This is a genomic window from Photobacterium salinisoli (assembly GCF_003614885.1).
Lineage (GTDB): Bacteria > Pseudomonadota > Gammaproteobacteria > Enterobacterales > Vibrionaceae > Photobacterium > Photobacterium salinisoli.
Genome location: NZ_QZMS01000011.1, coordinates 100,071 through 123,462, shown reverse-complemented (window position 1 = coordinate 123,462; position 23,392 = coordinate 100,071). Strand labels below are relative to the sequence as shown.

The 23,392-nt window shown below is 47.3% G+C and carries 24 protein-coding genes; 15 read left to right on the top strand and 9 right to left on the bottom strand.

The window, feature by feature from the left end; genetic code table 11:
• Nucleotides 1–63: 63 nt before the first annotated feature.
• Complete coding sequence (locus D6M16_RS11785; RefSeq protein ID WP_120512091.1) at nt 64–2,652, bottom strand: family 20 glycosylhydrolase; 2,589 nt, start codon at nt 2,650–2,652, stop codon at nt 64–66.
• Between the two features lie 605 nt (nt 2,653–3,257).
• Between D6M16_RS11785 and D6M16_RS11780 the strand changes: the two genes are divergently transcribed.
• Complete coding sequence (locus D6M16_RS11780; RefSeq protein WP_120512090.1) at nt 3,258–3,746, top strand: hypothetical protein; 489 nt, start codon at nt 3,258–3,260, stop codon at nt 3,744–3,746.
• A gap of 295 nt (nt 3,747–4,041) precedes the next feature.
• Here the strand turns inward: D6M16_RS11780 and D6M16_RS11775 are convergent, their stop codons facing one another.
• Together D6M16_RS11775 and D6M16_RS11770 are read right to left on the bottom strand one after the other, a co-directional pair.
• Complete coding sequence (locus tag D6M16_RS11775) at nt 4,042–4,683, bottom strand: hypothetical protein (protein ID WP_120512089.1); 642 nt, start codon at nt 4,681–4,683, stop codon at nt 4,042–4,044.
• Nucleotides 4,684–4,921: 238 nt separating this feature from the next.
• Nucleotides 4,922–5,383: a hypothetical protein gene (locus D6M16_RS11770; RefSeq protein WP_240435602.1), complete on the bottom strand. Its 462-nt coding sequence runs from the start codon at nt 5,381–5,383 to the stop codon at nt 4,922–4,924.
• 249 nt (nt 5,384–5,632) lie between these two features.
• On the opposite strand from D6M16_RS11770, the gene D6M16_RS11765 reads away from it, so the two are divergent.
• From D6M16_RS11765 to D6M16_RS11735, 7 genes are all read left to right on the top strand, one after another.
• Entirely contained in the window at nt 5,633–6,397 is a 765-nt protein-coding gene (locus tag D6M16_RS11765; protein ID WP_120512088.1) for a DUF3450 domain-containing protein, read from the top strand.
• A gap of 1 nt (nt 6,398) precedes the next feature.
• Nucleotides 6,399–7,730, top strand: coding sequence for a MotA/TolQ/ExbB proton channel family protein (locus tag D6M16_RS11760; RefSeq protein ID WP_120512087.1), 1,332 nt, complete (start codon nt 6,399–6,401; stop codon nt 7,728–7,730).
• Complete coding sequence (locus tag D6M16_RS11755) at nt 7,730–8,278, top strand: MotA/TolQ/ExbB proton channel family protein (protein WP_120512086.1); 549 nt, start codon at nt 7,730–7,732, stop codon at nt 8,276–8,278. Before D6M16_RS11760 ends, D6M16_RS11755 begins: the two co-directional genes overlap by 1 nt.
• Nucleotides 8,275–8,679 (top strand): ExbD/TolR family protein, encoded by a 405-nt coding sequence (locus tag D6M16_RS11750; RefSeq protein ID WP_120512085.1) that lies wholly within the window; start codon nt 8,275–8,277, stop codon nt 8,677–8,679. The genes D6M16_RS11755 and D6M16_RS11750 overlap by 4 nt, the downstream gene beginning before the upstream one ends.
• Nucleotides 8,679–9,299: an energy transducer TonB gene (locus D6M16_RS11745; RefSeq protein ID WP_120512084.1), complete on the top strand. Its 621-nt coding sequence runs from the start codon at nt 8,679–8,681 to the stop codon at nt 9,297–9,299. Before D6M16_RS11750 ends, D6M16_RS11745 begins: the two co-directional genes overlap by 1 nt.
• Nucleotides 9,299–10,459, top strand: coding sequence for a tetratricopeptide repeat protein (locus D6M16_RS11740; protein WP_120512083.1), 1,161 nt, complete (start codon nt 9,299–9,301; stop codon nt 10,457–10,459). The genes D6M16_RS11745 and D6M16_RS11740 overlap by 1 nt, the downstream gene beginning before the upstream one ends.
• A 277-nt stretch (nt 10,460–10,736) precedes the next feature.
• Complete coding sequence (locus D6M16_RS11735) at nt 10,737–10,991, top strand: hypothetical protein (protein ID WP_205576882.1); 255 nt, start codon at nt 10,737–10,739, stop codon at nt 10,989–10,991.
• 46 nt (nt 10,992–11,037) lie between these two features.
• Here D6M16_RS11735 and D6M16_RS11730 read toward each other — a convergent pair whose 3' ends face one another.
• Both D6M16_RS11730 and D6M16_RS11725 read right to left on the bottom strand, forming a co-directional pair.
• Nucleotides 11,038–11,514, bottom strand: a complete 477-nt coding sequence (locus D6M16_RS11730) for a hypothetical protein (RefSeq protein WP_120512081.1) — start codon at nt 11,512–11,514, stop codon at nt 11,038–11,040.
• A 311-nt stretch (nt 11,515–11,825) separates the two neighbouring features.
• Nucleotides 11,826–12,494, bottom strand: coding sequence for a MaoC family dehydratase (locus tag D6M16_RS11725; RefSeq protein ID WP_120512080.1), 669 nt, complete (start codon nt 12,492–12,494; stop codon nt 11,826–11,828).
• A 427-nt stretch (nt 12,495–12,921) separates the two neighbouring features.
• Here D6M16_RS11725 and D6M16_RS11720 point away from each other — a divergent pair, with 427 nt between their 5' ends.
• The 6 genes from D6M16_RS11720 (at nt 12,922) to D6M16_RS11695 (ending at nt 18,223) form a co-directional block, all read left to right on the top strand.
• Nucleotides 12,922–14,091: a serine hydrolase domain-containing protein gene (locus D6M16_RS11720; protein WP_338048221.1), complete on the top strand. Its 1,170-nt coding sequence runs from the start codon at nt 12,922–12,924 to the stop codon at nt 14,089–14,091.
• A 120-nt stretch (nt 14,092–14,211) separates the two neighbouring features.
• Nucleotides 14,212–14,427, top strand: a complete 216-nt coding sequence (locus D6M16_RS11715; protein ID WP_120512078.1) for an alternative ribosome-rescue factor A — start codon at nt 14,212–14,214, stop codon at nt 14,425–14,427.
• Between the two features lie 128 nt (nt 14,428–14,555).
• On the top strand, nt 14,556–15,317 hold the full coding sequence (modA, locus tag D6M16_RS11710; protein WP_120512077.1) for a molybdate ABC transporter substrate-binding protein: 762 nt from the start codon (nt 14,556–14,558) through the stop codon (nt 15,315–15,317).
• Between the two features lie 32 nt (nt 15,318–15,349).
• A complete protein-coding gene (gene modB, locus D6M16_RS11705; RefSeq protein WP_120512076.1) occupies nt 15,350–16,048 on the top strand; it encodes a molybdate ABC transporter permease subunit in 699 nt (232 codons plus the stop codon).
• Nucleotides 16,048–17,133: a molybdenum ABC transporter ATP-binding protein ModC gene (modC, locus tag D6M16_RS11700; protein WP_120512075.1), complete on the top strand. Its 1,086-nt coding sequence runs from the start codon at nt 16,048–16,050 to the stop codon at nt 17,131–17,133. The genes modB and modC overlap by 1 nt, the downstream gene beginning before the upstream one ends.
• Before the next feature lie 415 nt (nt 17,134–17,548).
• Nucleotides 17,549–18,223: a CAP domain-containing protein gene (locus D6M16_RS11695; RefSeq protein ID WP_120512074.1), complete on the top strand. Its 675-nt coding sequence runs from the start codon at nt 17,549–17,551 to the stop codon at nt 18,221–18,223.
• 66 nt (nt 18,224–18,289) lie between these two features.
• Here the strand turns inward: D6M16_RS11695 and D6M16_RS11690 are convergent, their stop codons facing one another.
• The 4 genes from D6M16_RS11690 to D6M16_RS11675 all read right to left on the bottom strand — a co-directional run bounded on the left by D6M16_RS11690 (nt 18,290) and on the right by D6M16_RS11675 (nt 21,723).
• Nucleotides 18,290–18,844 (bottom strand): hypothetical protein, encoded by a 555-nt coding sequence (locus tag D6M16_RS11690; protein ID WP_120512073.1) that lies wholly within the window; start codon nt 18,842–18,844, stop codon nt 18,290–18,292.
• Between the two features lie 201 nt (nt 18,845–19,045).
• On the bottom strand, nt 19,046–19,834 hold the full coding sequence (locus tag D6M16_RS11685; protein ID WP_120512072.1) for an alpha/beta fold hydrolase: 789 nt from the start codon (nt 19,832–19,834) through the stop codon (nt 19,046–19,048).
• Nucleotides 19,831–20,883, bottom strand: coding sequence for a M14 family zinc carboxypeptidase (locus tag D6M16_RS11680; RefSeq protein ID WP_162941002.1), 1,053 nt, complete (start codon nt 20,881–20,883; stop codon nt 19,831–19,833). The genes D6M16_RS11685 and D6M16_RS11680 overlap by 4 nt, the downstream gene beginning before the upstream one ends.
• A gap of 159 nt (nt 20,884–21,042) precedes the next feature.
• On the bottom strand, nt 21,043–21,723 hold the full coding sequence (locus D6M16_RS11675) for a DUF4336 domain-containing protein (protein ID WP_120512071.1): 681 nt from the start codon (nt 21,721–21,723) through the stop codon (nt 21,043–21,045).
• A gap of 550 nt (nt 21,724–22,273) precedes the next feature.
• On the opposite strand from D6M16_RS11675, the gene D6M16_RS11670 reads away from it, so the two are divergent.
• Nucleotides 22,274–23,392 carry an efflux RND transporter periplasmic adaptor subunit gene (locus D6M16_RS11670; RefSeq protein ID WP_162941001.1) on the top strand — a complete coding sequence of 373 codons (1,119 nt, stop codon included), beginning with the start codon at nt 22,274–22,276 and terminating at the stop codon, nt 23,390–23,392.

Genomic DNA, 23,392 nt, shown 5'->3' with positions numbered 1-23,392 from the left:
CAGATAGACAGGGTTGAAATGAAACAGAGCTCCCGCAGGAGCTCTGTGAGTAGGTGATAACTCTTAGTTAACCGTTGTTACCCGGCTGGCTCGCAGACCGGAAACCGTTCTCAGCTGAACACCTGCCGCGACAGCGGGTGGGTTGAGATGATCATACGACTGCCAGCTCGAGCCTTGATCGGTTGAGTACTCAATCGTCAGACCAGGGAAGGTCGAATTAGCTTGGAGCACACCATTTTCAATCACACCGCCTGGAACCGGCAGGTTAAACGCGATACCCGCTTGTTCCAGTTTAGGCAGCACTTTCTGACCCAGCAGGTTGGCGAAATGGTTGTAATCGGAATTACGTCCAGTTTCATCCAGGGCAATGCCTGCGTTGTCATTGGCTTCCCATGAAGCGGTGTGCCAGGCACGTTCAGCTAAACCCAGCACGCGAGGGAAGATCATCCCTTCAAACTGGTCTTCTGTACGAACAGTTTCTGCCCAGAGCGATCCCTGAAGCCCCAGAACATTCTCAGGTTTGAGCAGTTTTTTCACACCTGCTGAAGCGACCACTTCTGCTTTGGTGATCGGTGCACCAGCGCGAGTGAAGTCAGCATTAGCGAAGACGTCGTCTGGCATAAAACCAAAGGTTTTACGGGTGTCGGTAAATCGTGGTGCCCAGTAGTAGCCACGCTCATTTGGATCTGGCTCATAAGGGTGGTCAAAGTACAGGTGGGTTGCATGGTTATAGACGACTTTATAGTCGTTATTGGCCAGATTGTAGGCGCGATCCGCCACACCCCATTCCCAGATATTCTGCCATGCGTTACCCCAGAGCTGGCTGTTCGCCATTTGTGAGCGTGGATAAACCTGACCATCGTGCATCAGTCCGTCTTCCCAGCCAGCCATATCCAGACCATAGTTGGCGGTGATCACAGAAATACGCTCTACAAAGTAACGGCTCAGATCCGATACGCTGTTTACACCATCAGTATTGTTGGCAATAAAATCCTGACAGGCTGGAGAGTTAATCCATGCGCCAGCAATTTCGTCACCACCGAAGTGGAACGTTTTGAGTGGCTGAACGCCCTGGTGCAAACTGACAAGGCCGCTAACTACTGCATCGACAAAGTTATAAGACGATTCCATACACACGTTGATGGCGTTGTCTGTAAACATCTGAACCGACAGATACTGAGTGGTATCATTAAAATCGGTCAGGAGATACTTGTTCGCTTCCGCCATGTTTCCTTGTGCCGCGTAGTGGTCATAGCGGGCTTCCATTGCCTTGATCGCAGCGTGGGCGTGTCCCGGGATATCGATCTCTGGCACGACTTCAATGTTCAGTGCAGCGGCATGGCTAAGAATTTCCTGATAGTCCGAGGCTGTGTAGTAGCCATTGGATTCAGGTGAACCGTCCGGACCGGCCCCCAGGAAAGGTAAAAGACAGGTTTTTTCTTCCGGATCATGACAGCGAGTAGCCCCAACATCTGTCAGTTCAGGTATTCCGGCAATTTCTATACGCCAGCCTTCATCGTCGGCCAGACGCAAGTGAAGTTTGTTCAGCTTGAATGCGGCCATTTGATCGAGCAACTGGATAATCGCATCTTTAGTGCGGAAATTTCGGACAGCATCGACGGAAAAACCACGGTAAGCAAAACGAGGCGCATCAGTAATTTGCACCTCAGGGACTTTATTACCGTCCACTAATTGCAATAAAGACTGGGAAGCATAAAGAGCCCCGGCTGGATCTGCGGCACCTATGGTGATGATCTCGCTAGCGGCGTCTACGTTAAGGTGGTATGCCTCTTCCCATTTTTGTTCGCCATTGATGTTGACCTGGCTCCAGCCCATATTGATACGCTTTTGCGTTGTGGGCGACCAGGGCACTGCAGTCACACCTAACTGATTGGCCAGGAACATGGCCTGATCTTCGTAACCGTTGCCGTAAACGATGACCCAGGTTGAATCCAGTGTGACATCACCGTTGCCAAGCGTTAGTTGGGCAGGTGTAGGAATAACGCCACTGGCATTGTTTATGACGTTGAGATCAGCATTACGCTGGTATCTGTCTTGCGCGGTAAAAGGATCATAAAAGTCGGTTATGGCAGCACTTCCATAACGTTTCCATTGTTGTGGCGTTGAAAAATCCGCTACGAAAGGCAGTTCTTCGGATGGCTTGGTGGGGACCTGACCATTGAAACGGTTACTGGTACTGGTGATCAGTGATGTGATGGTCTGACCCTGATCTTCGGATACGAAATACCAGTTCGGCATCACGTCAGTTTTCGCTACCTGCCAGTTAGCTGCGTCAAACTCAATGGCAAGCGACTGTCCCGGAGCCAGAGGTACAAAATTTTCGGTTGGCTCTATCTTAAACATATCGCCATTGACATGGCTGATTTTCACCTGGTCGGTTAAGACACTTTCAATCATACGGATATGGCTGAAGTAAATTGACCAACCTGTCGCGGGCAATGTTTTACTGCTTTGGTTTGTGAAATCGATTTTAGCGCGGAAAGTGACCCAGTCATCCTGAGTGTTATCCAAAACAGTGTAAGTCACATCCAACCCCTGGCCAAGCTGGTCCAGGTCTGCAGCAGGAATAGCCATCGCAGGGGCAGCCAATACCGCTGACAATGCAAGTGCTAATACTGACGTTTTTATCATCTTAGGTTCCTTTTTTTGATGAGCGAAATAAACATATCTAGCCTAACTACAAGAGCTGATTGATGAAAATAGCAACAGTAAATAATTCAAAAAAAGATAGTAAAAATGGCAGCTATGCCTAGAAAAGCATACATCCTGTACATAAAACCAACAGATGTTCGTGACAGGGATTTCAGTTTAAACGTGGCGGGAAACAGTGATAGTTTCGGCAGGGCATCTATAGCTACTGAAATACGAGTGTGATTAGTGGTTATTGCGCGTTATAAAATATTGCTCACTTTTTTCTCAAGCTGATGAGAGATTGATTCAACAGAGTAATCATTCCGGTATATAAAGTGAGGTAAAATTTATGCAAAAGCATCGTGACATTCGGGGATATTTGACGCTTTTAGAAATGTATTGAACCGCTTATATACAATGCTACCAGCAACATGCGGTTTATAGAAGCGACAACTTACCGGTAACATTTAAATCCATTCAGCTAACAAATCAATCGCTTTGCAAAAATGGCAGCCAGCTATCAGTTTCGTTAATAGAAGTGGATTTTCGCTTATCCGTAGAAGATACTCTCCCGGCAACAACCTGATACGACAAAGGATAAAAAAATGACAAGAGCAGCAGTACTTTTATGCTCATTACTGGCCCTGGCTGGCTGTGATGAAGAAACAATTGAAAATTTGGTTGAGGGTAAGGTCGAAGTATTTACGATCCACAGTGCCAGCACGACAAACCTGACTGGTGTGCCTGATGGCTACCACACATGGGCAGAACTGCAAAGTTACAGTGTGGATTTACCTGCGAATGCGCCTTTTGGCACTCGTGATGATCTGGTCAATGCCGTTGGCTCTGTGACTGACTCAGGCTGCGCAAAAATTCCGGAAACATCGGGCGTTTGTTTTAAAGAAGGCGATGCTTCAAGCTGTCTTCCTACTGAGCTGACAGAAATTGGTCTGAAGACGTATAAAATTGATTTAAGCAGTATTGAAGATGCAATCAATGCCGGCTTCTACCCAACAGCCGTACAGTATCTTGATCAATTTGGCTTGAATTCGAATTTGAGCATTGAAGATGCAGAATGCTCAGCAATTGAATAAAGTGAATTGCTGAGAACAAACAAAAGGGCCAGACATCATGTCTGGCCCTTTTGTTTATTCTGTTCGAAAGTACACACAGTAAGTCTTTGATGTTTCAACCGCTAGCCGTTATCCACAAAAGCTGTGTATAACTCTGTGGGAAATGGCCGGACCCCAGAACCTGTATCGTCTTGGCCAATGTCAAGCATTCAATGTGGGATTTTTGTGGTAATTTTTTGTCCTGAACATAAGCAAGTTTTTATATTTAAGACATTGTATTTAAATGTTTTTTAAAAGAAGGGAGCGTAAGCAAGGGTCAGCTTTCAGGGTCGGATAGAGGCTGCAATTTTAATAGCTGAGAATGGCTGACTTTTAAGGTCACAGTATTGAAGTGCTTTCCAGAAAGCTCAGGGTGCTGCTTGTAGAAAAAATTGCGATCTCTTTCTAACGCATAGCTATGCGTCAGATACCCTTTACCGTTGGGATAATCTGTGTTCCAGAGTGAACTTCTGGACACTTTACTGCTGGCAATGAACTCGCCCAGATAAGTGACTTCACCCGGTTGGATAAAAAAAGATAAATCCAGTTGTTTACCGGTTTGGGTATGGACGGTTTTTCGGCCGTCAGTGCCTGTAAAAGTGATCGTATGAAGCAGGTAGTTTCCTGACGGCAGGGGCACAGAAAACAAAGAACTTGTAGTAGTAGGGCTGCGAAAATCACTGGAATCATTGCTGTTAGTCACAGTGATATGCTGCTCTGAGTCGGCTCGACTAAAATACAGTGTTGTTTTTAAGTTTTCACCCGTAGATGGCCAGATGGTCGATGCGCCTATGCTACCCACCAAAAAACCGGTATCTGGTAATTCTGCCGATTGTAAGTTTTCAGGAATAGATACCATGACGCCCTTGCTACATCCAGCCAGGGATAAACCGATCAGACTGTAAACCAAAGGCTTCATGCTTTATTCCTTTCTATTAATCGTTAACAGTTGATAAATATCTAAAAACTAGTCAATACGCAGACACAGAGAAACTGAGCCACAAAGCATATTTATGCCACACAACGCACAAAATCTCATGGGTTAACGGTAAAAAGTAAGGTGAAGAATAAAACTTTGAGCATTAGCTCAAAGTTTTACTGAATATTTGCTGAAGAAGGGCAGGCGAGGCCAGCACCAGAATAAGCTAAGCGTTATTCTATTTGGCAGCGATAACGTTTTTGAACTTGCTTGCTTTACTGAAGAGGTAGTCGACATCTGGCGGAAAGTCTTTATTAGACTTTGCATGGAGCATCATGTCGAAAACAGTAAACTCAGTGAGTATCGCAAACTGATAGGAAGTGAAGTCGCCATTTGCCTGTAATGTCGGGTCGAAATACATATCTCCCGAACGAATGATCGCATGATCGACGATCGGATCTTCGCAGCGAAAGCCAAGTACGTAGCGTTCTCCCTTACCATAAATGACATTCATGTAAGAGTTATAGAAACATTCGTTTTCCTGGGTCGTGCAAGTTTCTAATAACTCAGGAGTCATTGCTGAAACCGTCACGATTCTGATCCCTTCCGGGCGGAAGCCTAAGTCAGACAGTTGTTGTTGAATTGATTCAATGGAGAGATTGGACACTTTACTTTCCGAATAACTGATAATCCCGCGCATTATATCTTCCCCGTTTCGTCAGGTCACTGTCTTGCATTCGGATTGTTCTTCATGCGTGATTCGGACTGCTCGGAACCGTGCTTCTATGGGATTGGCGGAAGCAAAATTTCCGGATTTTATAGTTTAAATGAGATTTGTTTTCAATTAAGATGTGTGACCAGTTACTCACTTAATGAGTAATTGACTAGTTATGGGAAGTTAGCGCAATGGCTGGCTTTTGAACAGGATGCTTAAGGTAACGGCTCCAAGATGAACATGATGAAATCCAGTCTGACCGTGATCGCACTCGGTCTGAGCATAAATGCAGGGGCCAATACACTTGATACGGCCCGCAATATTGAGAGCAAAATCAATCAGTCTGCTGAACAAAGCCAGAAGAAGATCGATAAAAGCGCAGATGCAACGCTTTCAATGAAGGCTGAAATTGAAGCCCTTCAGGAAGAAGTGAAAAACCTCATTGTGTATCGGGATCACCTGACTCGTCTGGTTGATAGCCAGGAATCAGAAAAAAGCAGTTTAAGTGAACAGATTTCAGGCATCCAGGAAACGCGCCAGGGTGTCGTGCCACTGATGTATAAGATGATAGCTGGCCTGAAAACTGTGGTAGAAGATGACAAACCAATCAAACGTGATCAACGGCTGGCACGGATTGCCAAACTGGAGTTCATGATGGCTCAGGCCGATATCAGTGATGCCGAAAAGTATCGCCGTATTCTGGAGGCTTACCAGATTGAAATGGACTATGGCACCAAGCTGGGTGTCTATCAGGGTAAATTGGCCTTGAGTGACACAGACAATATTGAGGCTGATCTGCTGTATCTCGGACGTGTGTCTTTCGTGGCGCGAAGCCTCGACGGTCAGCGCTACTGGGCCTGGGATGACGGTGCTCATCAATGGCAGTCATTGGAGCCTCAGGCTGGCGCTGAGCTGGATAAAGCCTTTGCAATGGCCTCGAAACAAATCGCTCCCGGACTGATTTCTCTTCCTGTTTCTGTGAATCTGGAGGCTAACTGAGATGAAACTTAAAACGTTAGCACTCGCTCTTACCCTGGTCTCGGTGCCGACTTCTGTGCTGGCTGTTGATGGCCTGGTTGAAAAGACCCGACAGGAACAAAAATCCGAGCAAGCCCACAATCAAGCCCGCGAAGCTGGGTTTAAGCAGACAGAAGCAGAGATACGTGCTCAAAAAGAAGCGCTGTTGGCCAAGCGTAAATTGCTGAATACACAGATCGATAACCTGAGCAGCACTTTTAGTCAAAATGAAAAATCACTGGCCCAGCTGGAAGAAGAATTGAGGCTTGAGTCTGGTAGTCTGGGCGAATTGTTTGGCGTGGTGCGCCAGACAGCCAAAGACTTGCAGGCGGAGCTGGAAACATCAGTCACTGGTGCCGATCGCCATCAGTATGCTGCTGTTGTGAACGATATCGTTGATGCTAAGGCATTGCCTTCACTTAAGCAGCTGAACGGGCTGTGGCAAGGTATGAACGAGCAAATCACGGCCAGCTCAGAAATGCGCAAAGTGTCTGTCTCTTATATTAACGGGGAAGGCTACCAATCCACTGTGGATGCTTACCGTCTTGGCAGCATTGGCTTGATAGGTGAACAGGGCTATCTGGCCTGGAATGGCATTCGCCAAGTGGCGACACCGTATTTAAAGCAGCCTGAGAATGGTCCGGTAGCCAGTCAGATAGCATCGCAGCAAACGGGCCTTCAAATGGCTGTTGTTGACCCGTCGCGCGGCAAAATGCTTGAGCAACTGGCACATACCCCTTCTCTGACAGAACGCCTGTCCCAAGGTGGGGTTGTGGGTAAAATTATTCTTGGACTGCTGGCGATCGGCGGCATCATCGCTTTGTACCGCGGTTGCAAATTGATCTGGATCCGCCAACAAATTAATGCCCAGCTTAAGAAACCGGAAAACCCGGGCAACAATCCACTTGGTCGTGTTCTGAAGGTTTACGACACCGATCAAAAACGTTCTGTTGAAGCGTTGGAACTACGGCTGCTGGAAACCATTGTCGATGAACAGCAGGGGCTGGAACGTGGTTTATCTATGCTGAAACTTCTCGCGGCGCTGGCACCTATGCTGGGCCTGCTCGGAACCGTAACCGGTATGATTGAAACCTTCCAGGTGATTACTCAGTTCGGTAATGGCGATCCTAAAGTGATGGCGGGAGGGATCTCCATGGCACTGGTGACAACCGTATTGGGTCTGATATCAGCCATGCCTCTGCTTCTTGCACATAACCTGCTGAGCGCGCAGGCAGATGCAATCCGTAGCATTCTTGAGAAGCAGGGAATCAGTCTTGTCGCTGCTGAAGCAGAAAAAACAGGAAGCACTGCGTAATGGATGTGACACTGTTCAGTAGCGAATTTGCCGAAACCTGGTGGATCTCCCTGCAGCAGTTCATGCAACAGGGAGGGCAAATACTCTGGTGGCTGGCCGGTGTAGTGCTGTTCTCCTGGTTGCTGGTCACTGAGCGTTTGCTGTATCTGACGTTTACCTACCCCAAGCAAAAACAGCAGTGGCTGGCTATGTGGTACGCCAGAGAAGATCAAACGTCCTGGTATGCGCATGCCATACGCGCGGGTTGGCTCAGTGAAGCACAGCTTGCCTTATCCCAGAATCTGAATGTGATTAAAGTCCTGGTGGCTATATGCCCTATGCTGGGGCTGCTGGGAACTGTGACCGGTATGATCTCTGTATTTGATGTCATGGCCAATCAAGGCAGCAGCCAGCCAAAACTGATGGCCTCGGGTATCTCACTTGCTACCTTGCCAACAATGGCGGGTATGGTTGCCGCACTGGCAGGCATGTTTATTCATGCTCGTCTTGCAAAAGCGTGCAAGATGCGTGAGCAAAAACTAGAAAAATTGATGAGGAGTCAACGATGAGGTTAAGTCGCCCATCTGTCGCACGTGAAGAAGCTCAGATTGATCTGACTTCTATGCTGGATATCGTGTTTATCATGTTGATTTTTTTCATCGTGACCAGCTCTTTCGTACGTGAGGCCGGCGTTGAAGTGAATCGTCCGCAAGCCAGCAACGTGGTCAGTCAGAAAGATGCCGGCATTTTTGTTGCGATCACCTCGGCAAATGACGTCTATATCGATAAACGGGTAGTGGATGTTGAACGCGTCCAGGCGACATTGGAAACCTTGCTGCTTGATCAACCGGATGCGTCTTTGGTTATTCAGGCTGATGAGCACGCATATAGCGGCACTGTGGTAAAGGTCATGGATGCGGCCAAAGGCGCCGGAGTCAAAAACATTGCCTTGGCGGCGGAGAAACGCTGATGCTCAGGCTCCTATTAGCCGCTCCGTTAGCAGTGTTGATTACGGGGGGCTTGTTTACTTTTATGGCCTGGATGGTTGATGACGGAAATCGTCAACTGCCGGAAGCAAAAGAATCGCTTGCGTTTAATATGGTGATGGTTGAACAAGAACAGGAAGCGCAGCGCCGGCAGCGGACGGTGCCAGAAAAACCGGAAACACCTGAGCCGCCACCACAGGCTATGCCCCAAAGCACTCAGGCAAGTGCCGTGACTCCCTTGGTGTCGCCAACAATGCCGTCAATTGCCATGGATGCTTCAGTGAAAGGTTTGGCTATCAGTTTACCGACCGTTTCAGATGTGGGAAGGGATCAGCAGGCCATGCCACTCTATCGCGTTGAGCCCAAATACCCAGCTCGGGCCCTGAAAAGAAATATTGAAGGGTATGTGGTGTTGTCATTTACGATCGATCCGCAGGGCAGGCCAACCGATATCAAAATAGTTGATGCTCAGCCAAATCGTGTCTTTGACCGTGAAGCCATCCGCGCTTTAAAGAATTGGAAATACCAACCAAAGATTGAAGGCGGTAAAGCGCTATCCCAGTATGGTCAGCAAGTAAAAGTGGAATTTAATCTGAGTAAGTGATGAAAAAATTAGCTTTTATAATGGCGATCTTGTTTGCGCCTATCGCGCTGTCGGCGCAGTTGTCTCAGTACACGGCCGGGAAAGTGCAGCAGGCACAGAAACTTCAGCTGGAAGACAAGGTAAGCGCAGCTATTGTTTTGCTCAGGGAGATGGATATTTCCCGCGCGTATGATAAAGCGTTTGTTAACCGCATGCTGGGAGTCTATTACTGGCAGGACGGCAAGCCTTCGTTATCGATTCAACGGTTAACGCAAGCCATTGAGAGCGGGCAGCTTGATGATGAATACCTGAGATCCACACAACGTATGCTGGCCGATATATTGCTATCCCAGGCGCAATATCAAAAAGCACTTAGCTATTACTATCAACTCAGTAAATCGATTCCGGCAACTGATAAAGCCGATGAGCTCTGGCTGAGAATTGCCCAGGCTAATTATCAGCTTGAAGAATGGCGCTCTGTGCTGTCAGCTATTCAGCACTATGAGCGTGTTCACAAACAAAAAGAAGTGCAGCCGTTATCACTCAAGCTTGGTGCTCAGTTACAGCTGCAGCAGTATAAGTCAGCGCTTCCAACCTTGAGCAGCCTGATTACGCTGGAACCGCAAAAAGTCATGTGGTGGCGACAGTTGGCGGGCATCGAAATGCGGTTGGAGAAAAGAAAACAAGCGATTGAAACGTTAGCGCTGGCAAAGCGGCAGGGCGTTGCCTTATCTCAGCAGGATCTGAAAACCCTGGGCCAACTATACGCCCAGGAAGGAATTCCTGAAAAAGCAGCTCGAGTTTTTGCATCACTGGAAAACAGTGACAGTAATCTTGATTTATTGATTTCTCAGGCGACTTACTGGCAAATGGCAAAAGAATGGGATCAGGCGATAGAAACGTGGCGTAAAGCCGTTAAGTTAGATACTCAGTATCGCTGGCAGCTTTCTACGCTCTTGCTACAGGAAGGCTATTATCAACTTGCGCTGAATGAACTGGATAAACTAGAGATAAAAGGCAAGCAAGCGGATATTGAGCTGGCTAAAGTACGCGCCTATTACAAATTAAAAAATCTTGAACAGGCCATTGTACATGCAAAGAAAGCGGATAATTTACAATCGACAAAGGCTTCACAAAGCTGGATTAAGTATCTGAATCAATTGCGTGATATGGAAAGTTAAGTTCAAGAAATGCAAGCAGAGATAAAAACGGCGCCTTGCGTCGTTTTTTGTTGCTGAGCATCTGACATTCATTACAACTCAAATAAGCAAACTAATGAGTGCACTTGCATAATAATACAAAGGCTTTAAAGTGGGCTCGCAACGAATAAAACCGTTTTTTCATGTTGAATCATTTAACGAGAAGATGCTGAATTTTCTGAAATACGTATTGCTGAGTAATATACTGGCCGCTGGTGCCGTATGGGTTGGCCATAAATTTTTCGAGCAGCCATTCAGTGTGAGCGGTGATGTGCTGTTTTATATGTTTGCATTGCAATGGGCGATGGCCGGCATTGTCTGGAATGGCGGCAAAGAGAGTCAATCATTTGATGATGACCGAGCTGTCATCAAAGCCGTATCTATGGTGTCGGATCATGAGATAGAAGCAGACAGGCAAAGAGAAATACAAGCAAATTACCATTTTGGTTTCACCTTCTTTTTATCGGGTCTATTTCCTTTATTCGCCTGCATTTTATTATCGGTATTTCATTGAGAAGCTACCCGCTTCACGGCGGGCAGCTATAGCACTGGCGGAGAATTTATGCGGAATAGGGTAAATAACCGGTAAAGCCACAGATTTTCCAGCCTGCATCTGTGTGTTTCAGGTAGTAGAGTGACTGCCATAGCAGTTCATCGGTACCACCATCTGCACGTTGGATGCTGCCGCAAAATTGTTTACGGGCAATTGCACGTCCATTCTCGATGGTGATTTCACTCAAGGTGGTAGCAGCATGAACCGCCAGCTCTAATGGCTCACTGTATGCTGTTTCTTGTGCAACCTTTGCCTGACGCAGCCACTCTTCCTGATAGTCCGCCAGAGAGGAGAAAGCGAATGTCCATGCAGCCGGATTATCTGACTTATTGGCATTGATGGCATAAAACTCATCTTCAACGAAGTCTTCTGCTACCTGCGACCAGTCGGCCTCACAATAAGCTTTGATATCACGCGTTACCAGCATATCCCAGATAGCAGCGCGATCATTGTCAGTTTCAGTAAATGGGTTGGATTTAATCATAGTGACTCTCCCTAAAAATCAGTCCCCAATGTGGGATGCCACTCATACGTGAATGGCCTAACAAACCGACGAACATCAAACTGGAAATGGCACCTGAATTAAACTGATAGAGTTTAAGGTTGGGATCTTGAACAACAAAAAGCACCTGATTTTCAGGGAATATACGAAAAAGGCATGTGAAAATAACAGAAGGGAGATAATACCTGTATGGTGATCTTGTTACTGTCTGGCGCTGTCTAAGAAAGGAATAATTACTGAGCTTTACCGCTCAAACTGAGTCAAGGTTTGAGCGGTATAACATAAGATATTGATCAGAAATACAGTCGAACGACGGATTCTGCTACACAGCCAGGACGGCGGCAGCCTTCAATTTCTACGGAAATTTCCTGCACAATTTCCAGACCACGTTTAACAGGGGTAACAGACTGGATTTTTGTACGGGCTCGCACCCGACTACCTTCTTTAACCGGATAGGGGAAGCGTACCTGGTTTAAACCGTAATTAACGGTCATTTTTGCGGTAGGAAATTTCTGGTTGTTGGGATCGACACTATCTGTCAGCACAGAGAGCAGCGACAGCGTAAGGAATCCATGCGCAATTGTTGTTTTAAAAGGTGACTCTTGCTCAGCGCGCTCCGGATCTGTGTGGATCCACTGATGATCGTCCGTGACATCGGCAAACCGGTTAATGCGATCCTGATCGACAGTCAGCCAATTACCAACGTGAATTTCTTCACCCAGCGAAGCGAGCAATTCTTCCATTAGTTTGGCGGCTTCAGGATGAATCTCGATAGCTGCCGTTTTTTGTACAGATTCGCCATTCGAGACAATACTCTCAGCTTTAGCCCAACCTGTGACGTGAGCCTTGTTAAGGAATTCAATCCAATAGTCACGAATTGACGGCGACAGCCAGTCTTTCAGCTCAAATGGATGTTTGGCCAAAATTTCACTTTTCTGTTTGAGAAAGTCGACCACTTTCATGCTTACCAACCTTTATCGTTTTTCTTAGTATGTTGAGGCGGCATATTGAATCTTGGCTTAGCAGCAGCAGGATCAAAATGTGCCCTTGCTCTCAAATAACTCATCGGATGAGTTCTCATTATTATAAATCAAATTGATGTCGTCACTGTAAAGTGTGCGTCAAATCATACTTTAACACTAAAGTGTGATCTGTGTCACTCTGTTGTAATGTGAAGATTCATCCAGGGTTGAACTGGCTTAATGGTCGTCGTTGTTGATTGAGAGCACTCAATGACAGTCAATCCTGACTGGTGGCAAACACCCCCCCTTCCGTCTACCTGTGAGTATAGATTGTCGCAGGAAAAAGAAGTGAATAGTGTGCGATTGATACCTGTTTTTAACTTCTTAGATTATACCTACCCTATTACCTGCTTGTGCAGGGGACAGGGTGTCAGGTGGGGTTGTGTGCTGTCGAACCTGGTTATGGTGCTGTATTTTCATCTTAGGCATTCGGGGTGCATGTGCAGCCCCTGGCGATGAAATTGTTTTTGCGCTGGATAAATTTGTGAATCAAGCCGTGACAAGTTCAATCCCTGGTGCGTCAATGGCTGTGCTCGTGAACGGTGAGATCCGCTTATTGCGTGGTTACGGTGTCACTAAAGTGGGAGGTGATAAAAAGATTGATTCTGCGACCTTGTTTCCTCTGGCATCCATTTCTAAAACCTTTGCTTCAGCGGCAACGGCACTGTTAGTTGACCGTGGTCTGATTGAATGGGATACCCACGTTGTCCCGTATCTTGAAAATGTCACATTCAGTGATCCCGATTTAGGTAAAGTAGTCACACTGCGAAATGTCTTGTCGCATACCACAGGCTTGGTGCCTCAGGCATATTCTGATCTGCTTGAAAATGATGTGAGCTATCAGCGGATTCTTTCAATATTAAACAGAGTAAAGTTTGTTTGTGATCCCGGTGAATGTTACGGATACCAGAATATTGTCTATAACCTGAGTGCTGACATGATTTCTATGGCATCTGGCATGGATTACAGCCAGTTCGTGGCAGAGCATATTTTTATTCCACTTCACATGCACACTGCTACCTTCGGCTTGAAGAGCTTTCTGAATGCCGATGACAGGGTTGTTCCGCATGTCAGAACCAAGTCAGGTTATGCGGCCGTTAAACCTGCTCCTTACTATTATGATGTGCCGGCAGCGGCAGGCGTTAATGCCAGCGCGCAGGATCTTGCACAGTGGATGCTGGCCCAGTTTGGTCAATATCCTGAGGTACTCAGTGAAGACAATCTTAGGTTGTTGCATAAGCCGCTGATACGGGCGAATCAGTATCGATACCGGGCGAAGCTGAGTAATGTGTATTACGGATTAGGGTGGCGGACATTTGATTATCAGGGGATTACCGGCTTTGTTCATCACGGCGGCTGGGTTAAAGGGATAAGAACAGAAATGGTTTTTAACCCGGCCACTCAGACAGGTATGGTTTTTTTGACCAATTGCGAAACAGATGTGGCAAGAGAAGTGGTATTAGAATTCCTGGATTTATACAAACGGTATATTGATCCCGGTGTTTCCGCTTCCGAAGTGGCAACATCAGGAAATTAAAGCGCTTTTTTGAAATCTGATGTCTAAAATTTATCTTGGCAATCCCTTGTATTTTTAACTGTCAGGCGTACACTTCGCTTGAAATTTGCCGGTAATTACTGATTAACCAAGGAGCATATCATGGCAAAGAATAAGTGCTGCAAGCACACTGAGCAGGCCACAAATACTGGTTTTGAAACCGATCATGGTCGCGGAACAATCATGGACAATGCGCTTAAAGCCGTCGTGACCAGTAAAGTCTTCCGCAGCAGAGTTGAAAAAGCCCGAAAAGGCAAAGGCAGTTTTCAGCGTAAAGCAAAACACGGAGGGCGAGAGTCCTGGCCAATCGCTGCTTAATCTAAGCATGATTGCCCAGGGCTCTTTTTGATAAGCTTTATTTTCTGACTCTGTGGTCAGAAAATAATTGTCAGGTATAGTCATCTGATTTACTATCTCTGACTCATTAATTGGAATGGAGTCTGGTAATGAAAAAGCTCTTGTTCGTGTTATTTTCTCTCTGCCTGTCTACTATTTCTCAGGTTTCTGCGCAGGAAAAAGTGTTGGTTTTTGCTGCGTCTTCGCTGACTAATGCATTGAATGAGTTGGCGGAGAGTTATGAGAATACCAGCGGCAATGAGGTTGTACTCTCGTTTGCTTCTTCGTCAACGCTTGCCCGCCAGTTAGCTCAGGGAGCCCCTGCCGATTTGTATTTATCAGCAAATACAAAGTGGATGGATTATGCGGCAGAGCAGCAAGTGATCAATAGCAAATCACGCAACGATTTACTGCATAATCGGTTAGTCCTGGTTACGCATCAGTCTGAATCGGTGGACTCAGTGCCGCTAAAAGGCTCATGGGACATCACTGAGGCATTAAACGGTAGCCGACTGGCTGTTGGCGATCCCAAACATGTGCCGGCGGGCATTTATGCCAAAGAGGCCCTGGCATCACTGGGACTTTGGCAACAAGCCGAACCATTGCTGGCGAGAGCGAACAATGTTCGTTCTGCACTCTTGCTGGTGGAAAGGCAGGAAGCGAAGTTTGGTATTGTTTATCAGACAGATGCTCAGATAGCACAAAACGTCAAGATTGTTGCCCAGTTTCCTGAACAAAGCCATCAGCCAATTACTTATCCGATTGCGTTAACCCAGCAGACACCCTCGCAAGCGGCACAGGGATTTTATGAATACCTGCGGTCTTCTGATGCGGCTGAGGTGTTCAAGCGCTACGGCTTTTCAGTCAATTAACCAACGGGAAGTGTGTCATTCTGAGTATTCCCATGGATAGCTTTACCCTAACTGACTACGAAGTCACTGCGCTGCAGTTGAGTTTGAAAGTCGCGCTCACTGCAGTGATTGTCAGTCTGCCGGCAGGCATTGGCTGTGCCTGGTTGCTGGCAAGAGGGCAGTTCTGGGGTAAATCCCTGCTGGATGGTCTGGTACATCTGCCATTGGTTCTCCCTCCTGTCGTTGTTGGTTACCTGCTATTAGTCATGATGGGGCGGCAGGGAATGATTGGCGCTTATCTCTACGATTGGTTTGGCATCACGTTTGGGTTTAGCTGGCGCGGGGCTGTGCTGGCTGTCGCTGTGGTTGCTTTCCCGTTAATGGTAAGAGCAATACGACTTGCACTGGAAAATGTCGATCCCAAATTAGAGCAGGCGGCACGCACGCTGGGGGCCAGTCCGGTTAAAGTCTTTTTTACCATCACATTACCGCTTATGTTACCCGGCATACTCACCGGCACCGTATTAGCCTTCGCCCGGGCGCTGGGCGAATTCGGCGCGACCATTACTTTTGTCTCGAATATACCCGGCGAAACGCAAACTATTCCTCTGGCCATGTTTTCGTTCATTGAAACACCGGGAGCCGAAGTGGAAGCTGCCCGCTTGTGCATAATAGCCATTATTATTGCTTTGCTGTCTCTGGTGATCGCGGAATGGCTGGCCCGGACAGCACGAAACAGGTTGGGTAACTGATGCTAGAGTTGAATTTTGTCAAGCAACTCGGACAAATGCGACTGGATGTTGACTTGCGTTTACCTGCTTCGGGCATTATTGCTGTTTTCGGTCGTTCAGGTGCGGGTAAAACCTCTTTTATCAATATCGTCAGCGGCTTAAGTAAACCGGATGAAGGTCATATCGCATTTGGCGAGCATGTGCTTTGTAATACAGGGCAGGGCGTTCATTTACCTCCGGAAAAGCGCCGTATCGGATATGTTTTTCAGGACGCCAGATTGTTTCCGCATTATAAGGTGAAAGGTAATCTGCTTTACGGAAACCACGGAAAGCCAGACCCGGAACTTTTCAGTGAAGTCGTTCAACTGCTGGATATATCGCATTTATTAGGTCGTTATCCTGCCAGTTTATCTGGCGGTGAGAAGCAGCGTGTTGCCATTGGCCGAGCGTTACTGAGTAAGCCCGATATGTTGTTGATGGATGAGCCCTTAGCCTCGTTGGATTTACCGCGAAAGCAAGAGCTAATGCCTTATCTGGAATCGTTAGCTAAAAGTGTCAGTATTCCTGTACTTTATGTCAGCCACAGCCTGGATGAGATACTTCGCCTGGCAGATCACATGGTGGTGCTGGATCAGGGCAAGGTGATTGGGAATGGCGCACTGACAGATGTATGGGCCTCCTCTGTGATGCGTCCCTGGCTCAGCGCCAGAGAACAAAGCTCAGTGTTGCAGCTAAAAGTCACCGAACATCATCCTTCCTATCCGTTGACCCAGCTTTGTATCGGACCCGATCTGCCGCTGTGGGTCAGCAGAGTGCGCCGACCTGTCGGGGAAATGGTCAGGGTGAGAATTCACGCCAATGACATTTCCGTTACCAGAATCAAACCCGTGCAGACCAGCATACGTAATGTGTTGCCTGTCACCGTCGAAGGCATAGAGCAGCACAAATATCACTCTGATATCGTGGTGATCCGTTTAACTGTTGGCACGTCGATACTGACGGCCAATATTACGCCCTGGGCGGCAGATGAACTTAACCTTCATGTCGGTGATAACCTGTATGCGCAAATCAAAGGCGTAAGCCTGAGCCAGCAGGATTTAGCCTGAGTGGCCAAATCCTTGGTGTCCTATCCTTCTTCTCACTGCCTTTGTTGTTATCTTGCTTGCACCAATTTGCTGTGTGCGATTTTTGTTAGAATTGAACAAAAAACAATCACTTTGTGTTGTGTGTATTTTGAACAATGTACGGGTGGTTTATCTGCTTGTTTCATGAAGATTAAGTTCGGCAGTGTGCTCAAGAACTGGCATATTTTTGTGTCAAATGATTGTCAGGATGTGCATTTTTTAAACGCCAGCTATTGCTAGCAGATGTTCGCAGTCAGTATATTCCTCTCCCGTTGTTGGCTGATTTTATCTTTGCAGCTGTAAAGGTTGCACATTGCAGAGACTTATCCTTGGCGACTGATTACTCTGGCCTCTGCGTTATAAATCAGGATCTTATTATTATTAAGTGGATGTACCCATGCGAATTCTTACAGTTTTGATTCTATCTACGTTTGCTCTTGTCGGGTGTGGCGGTTCGGACGGTGGTTCAGGTAACAACTCGACTTCTCATAACGGCTCTTCAGTCTCTAATGGTGGTTCTTCAGAGCGGCCAACCACTGAAGGTGGCGGTCAGACGACAGGCGGTTCTTCGGGTTCAGGATCGACCGGAACGGGTACTGGCACTGGCTCAAATACAGGTGGCACAGATCAAGCTGGCGCAGGCGAATCAAATCAATCCTTGGCTGATGAAATGCTGGCAGCAGTGAATGCTGCACGTGCTCAAGGTCAGACTTGTGGCAGCACTTGGATGCCAGCCGTTGGCCCCCTGACATGGGATGCCACGTTAGAGCAAACGGCATTCTTGCACTCCAGCGATATGGCCAATTATGACTATTTCAGCCACACAGGCCTGGATGGTTCATCGCCTAGCCAGCGTGTGACCGAACAGGGTTACAACTGGAAAACTGTGGGTGAGAATATTGCGGCGGGCCAGAAGACCGTCTCTGCGGTCATGCAGGGCTGGCTGAAAAGTGAAGGGCATTGCCGAAATATCATGAACGGCAGCTTCACGCAGATGGGCGCTGCGTCTGATACGAATTCAGGCAGTACCTACGGTATTTACTGGACTCAGGTGTTCGCTTCACCAAAGTAAATAGCAAAGAGTAAAGCCAAACTTGCCTGGACATTACCGGGCAAAGTTTGGCTATTTTCGCTGATGCTATTGATGCCATTGCTGGTAAGCCGCAATACAGCGGATCTGGGGAAGTTTATCTTTCAGCACATTATCAAAACCGCTTTGCTTATAATTTCTGAGCTCAACATTGTATTTAGCTGTGGCTAAATCATAGTTGTTGGAATGGAGTATAGAACCGGCACAGGTTTTTTTATACTGATCCCAGTCACTGTAATACTTCACATAAAATGTCTGGATCCAAGCGCCTCCGGAATTATCCTCACCACCAGTTATTTTCTTATTGATGATACGCTCGGCATAATATTCCCAAGTACCATCGTCAAAAATTGTAAACTGAGCTGGATTATCGTATTCCAGATTTTCACGGAAATAGGCCACATTGGTAAATTGAAAGACCGGATTTTTGGTGTTGGGCTTTTTATCGGTTCTTGCCGGCAAATAAATGTCCATCGTCTTATCGATGGGCGAGGCTGTAGGGGCTTGCGTGCTGGTTTCATCGTCACCGGAACTGCAGCCTTGCAGTAATATCAGGCCCAGAACAGTAAAGGATGTGATGAAAATACTGCGATTGTAAGACATGAAAATTCTCCTACGATGGTTATGCATCTGCATAAATCTCAACGTATGCAATGTCATCTTTGAGAATATCGGTAACGTCTCGTTTGTGACGTATCAACACTGAGACGCCAAGGACTTCTTCTGGACTCAACAAAGAAGTGTGTGACTTTACAATAAGCTGGCCAGAACGGTGGCTGAGTCAATTTCGCGATAAACCCTCCTTTATTTTATACCCTGCCAGAATGACAGTGAGTAACGGCAAACCCAGTCGGGGTCATCAAGGGGTAAGTCATGGCCGGCACTTGGGTGTATGTGTATGGGGCATTGCCAGTACTGGGCAAGCGTACGGCTGCAAGAAACATCGACCAGCTCGTCATGCTGCGAAGCAAGCAGTAATACGGGTTTATCCGGAACATCTTTATATCTGAAGCTCAAAGCCGCATTCAGTTGCCTGAGCAGATTACTCCTTTGGATAGGACATTCTTTGCGCCATCGAATCCATGTTTTCAGTGTGTCAGGATCTTCGGGGTACATGTTTGAGGTCATACGAAGAATGTATTTTTCCTGCTCTTCAGGTTTGCTCATCAGCAATCTGATGATATTGGGGTACTGCCGCCACCGTAATCGCTTATAAAAGGGGGACTGTTTGCCATCACTGGTATTGAGCAGCACCAGTGATTTTACTTCCTCCGGGTACAATCTTGCCCACTCAAGCGCAATCATCCCTCCCATAGAAATCGCCAGCAGATCATAGGTGCCGGCTTCTATTTTATTTTCCGTTTCGAGTTCCCGGGCGTGTAAAAAATGTAACTGCTGATGGAGGTCATCAACCATGGCACTGATGGTGGAGGGGGACGTCTCAAGAAACCGCTGACCGTTACCGGCCAGATCCAACGCGATCACTTTACGGAAAGGAAAGTGTGATCTTAATTGTTGGGTGAAATTGCCCCAGTGCCTTTGCTCGCGAAGTAAGCCTCGCAAAAGGATAATAGGTCGTTGGCAGTGAGTCATGAGCAGTTATCCTGATGGTTTGATGAATACCAGAGCAACATAGCCTGGTGCCAGTCCGCAATATCTTCGTTGTGGCTGAACCAGTTGGTATAAGCTTCGGTCGCATTTATCAGAAAGTCTAACAGAACGAGGTGTTTGCGGAGGGTCCGTTGCACTCTGTGCTTTTTAATGGGATGAAATAACCCCAGTGGATGCCAGAGTTGTAAAGGATTTTTTCTCACCCATAGCCAGGAGCCCATTTCCAGCGTGAGCGGAAGCAGAGTCGTTCCCTGGGCTTCTGCTTCATCATACAAAAAGTCCCACAAGTCACCGTGGCAGGTGTAATGTTTTGTCTGCGGTTCGAATACATAGTTCTGATGAGGGTATGCCTGAAAAAACATTTCGCGTATCCGAAAAAGACTGCCGAGCCGAGAGACAGGCTGACGGGTACTTTTGGCGTAAGGAAACCAGATTCTGTCTCTGAGCCCAAAGCCAGAATGGCAATCCAGTGCCAGAGTAAACGGGCTTTGCCGGGTTTGTTTTAGCACCTGATCAACCAGCAGTTGTGCTTCTGCCTCCATAGGGTGTCCAACCGGGCCGCGGTACCAGGGCAGGCGGGGACTGATTCTGTGACCACCGACCAGCCATGCTGTGCGTTCCTGGCTGTCAACAGGGGCATTGCGCATCAGATCAACATGTCTGGCGTTCGAGCGGCGTTGCATGGCCATGCCCACCGGATTAAGCAGCGGAATCGCCACTATCTGCATGTTCTCAAGCGTGCGTTGCAGGTTATTGTCCCAGGCCAGACGCTGGCACAGGCTGGTCAGCAGCGAAAGCAAAACCTGAGTTCCGATACGCTCAAGGCCATGCACGCCGCCAACCAGAAACAGGCAGGGCAGACCAGGGGTGGCGTTGCCTAAACGGCACTCATAAATGGGAAGATGCTGGTCTTGGAAGGGTAACCGGATTAACTCACAGGCTTGCAGGCGAATACGGTGTTTGATTTTCGCTTCACTTTCAATCAGCGTTTCAAGTTGTATCAGTTCAGGCAAACGTTCAGTAATAGTCACATTGAATCCCTGTTTTCATCATCACTATACCTGTCCCACTTGAAGCTGCAGCGGTGTTGCAGCCTACCTGCATCATCAAGTAGTTAAGGTATACACTTATCATGGTTCATAGTGGAGTGAAAAGCTGACAGCTTTATTGCAACGGAACGTGTTATTGCGCTATGCCAGTGCCCAGCGAAAAGCCTGAGAAAAGATATGCTTGCCGTTCTCAGGGATTACCTGCCCATGGGCAAACAGGATTCTGTCAAATGGCCAGGTCAGAATTTCCTGCAAGGACTGGCGTAACCGGGTTTTATTGTGGAAGCTTTGACGCCAGTAGAGGGGCATCGCAGGGTGAAAATAGCAGCCATTGGCTAATGCCAGTGCGACAGTTGCAGGGTGGTGACTGTTTCGCAGCCAGGCCATGGCATCGCCAAGGATCAGGGTTTGTGATTCGGGATCGCAAAACACCACTTCTTCAACTCTGTCGCTGCCTCTTAACAGCGTCTGTAATAATTGTCCTCGCCACAGCGCAGGTGTTTCAGCACCCAATGCATCATCAAAAACCAGATCTGTGCGCTTGAACTGAAGCCCGGGAGGGGCAAAAAAGGTCGCCTGGGAATAGGCCAGCCACCACTCTGACAAAAAGAGATGATGGTTCAGGTTAGGCGTCACTATGGCTGTGACACGGCCGAGTTTGGCTAACTGGAGCTGAATACCCGTGGTGAGCTGAACCGGGGAGTGGATAAGAAGATTATCGTTTTTGAGCCGTATTACGGTCATGCGGCAACCAACAGGCACGCCATAACGCTTCCACGGCATATCCTGATACCAGATTCGATCTTTACTCCATTCGATCATCGCTTTATCCCTTAAAGCATCACCTGTATTTTCGGCGGAGTGTATCAGAGAAAAGTCAGCGGATATACAGAGTTAACAGCAGATAACGGCAATCATCTGTTGATGGGTGAAATTGCATAAAAATATGAATGAGACAGTCGGTTTTTCGCCAATTATCGGCAACCTTCGCCATTTCGTGAATGGGGGCTTTAACTATCTCATTGAATTAAATGGTGAATGTTTTTTGGTATGTGACTTGCTATATGCGTGTACCTACTATGAATAAGGTATATGACACATGGGTGAATTCATTAAATGCAGACACACTAATTATCCCGTTTTTTATCAGAGTTAACATATTCAGAACAATGAAGTTAAAACACGTAAGCTCTGCTTTTTATCTTTTATACATATAAGTAGAATTCAGTTTGATTAATTCGTTGCTTTTTCATGTTAAATCTCACTGTCGCAATTTCATGTTATTACTCAATAACAAAATGAATCGCGCGAAATTGCATTAGACTAGAGTTGTACCGATTGGTGACGTTTCGTCATAAAAAAGGAGAATATGATGAAAGGACTACACACCGTGTTACGGTGGTTAGCGGCCAGGCCTTATATATATGCCATTGGAATTACCGTTTTGATTCTTGGCTGGATGCTGTCTGGTGGTCAGTCTCAGGAAAACAGTGCCGCCGTACAGGCGTCGGGTAATGAAAACAGTTTGTCTGCTCAGTCTCAAGCTCAGGCGCCGGTACCCAAAGTCAGAATCACCACCTTCGAAGCCGAACCGGTATTTCGTAGTCTGACGCTCTACGGCAAAACAGAGCCCAGCCGCCAGGCGACAATCAAGGCCGAAGTGTCTGGCCGGGTGATTGATGTCATTGCGCAGCGTGGCTCGTTAGTGAAAGAAGGGCAGATCATTGCTCGTCTGGCTCAGGATGACTGGCCGGAGCAATTAAAGCGCGCGAAAGCGGTACTTAAACAGCGTCAGATTGAATACGACGGTGCGAAGCGACTCAATGAAAAAGGCTTTCAGGGGCGTGTTCTGTTAGCTCAAACGGAAGCCGACCTTGTCGATGCGCAGGCGACCATAGCGACGTTAACACTGAAGCTGGAAAAAACCACCATCCGGGCACCACTGAGCGGAATATTGAATGAGCGTATGGTGGAAGTGGGGGATTATGTTCAGGAAGGCGATCCGGTTGGTGACATTGCTGATATCGACCCGCTGATAGTCAGAGCGGATGTCACTGAAACGGATATTCAGCACATTCGCTTGGGCCAGCAAGCAGAGGCAAGATTGGTTGGCAATCATTCTGCCACAGGCAAGGTACGTTATCTCTCGAAAGTGGCCAATGAAGCCACGAATACGTTTCGTATTGAGGTGGCTTTCGACAATGAAGAATTGCACTTACTGGCAGGTACCAGCGCTGAGCTGGTAGTACCGATTGAAGAAACGGAAGCCATTAAAGTGACGCCTGCCGTACTGGCACTGGATGAGGCCGGGAATCTCGGTGTTAAAACCGTAGAGAAAGATCATGTGGTCTTTACACCAGTGCGCGTCGTGAAAAGTGATGGTGACGGTACCTGGCTGGGTGGATTTTCAGGCATGGTGGATGTGATAACCGTTGGCCAGGGTTTTGTACGACCGGGTGAGCGTGTTGAAGCAATCAGGATGGAGAACTGA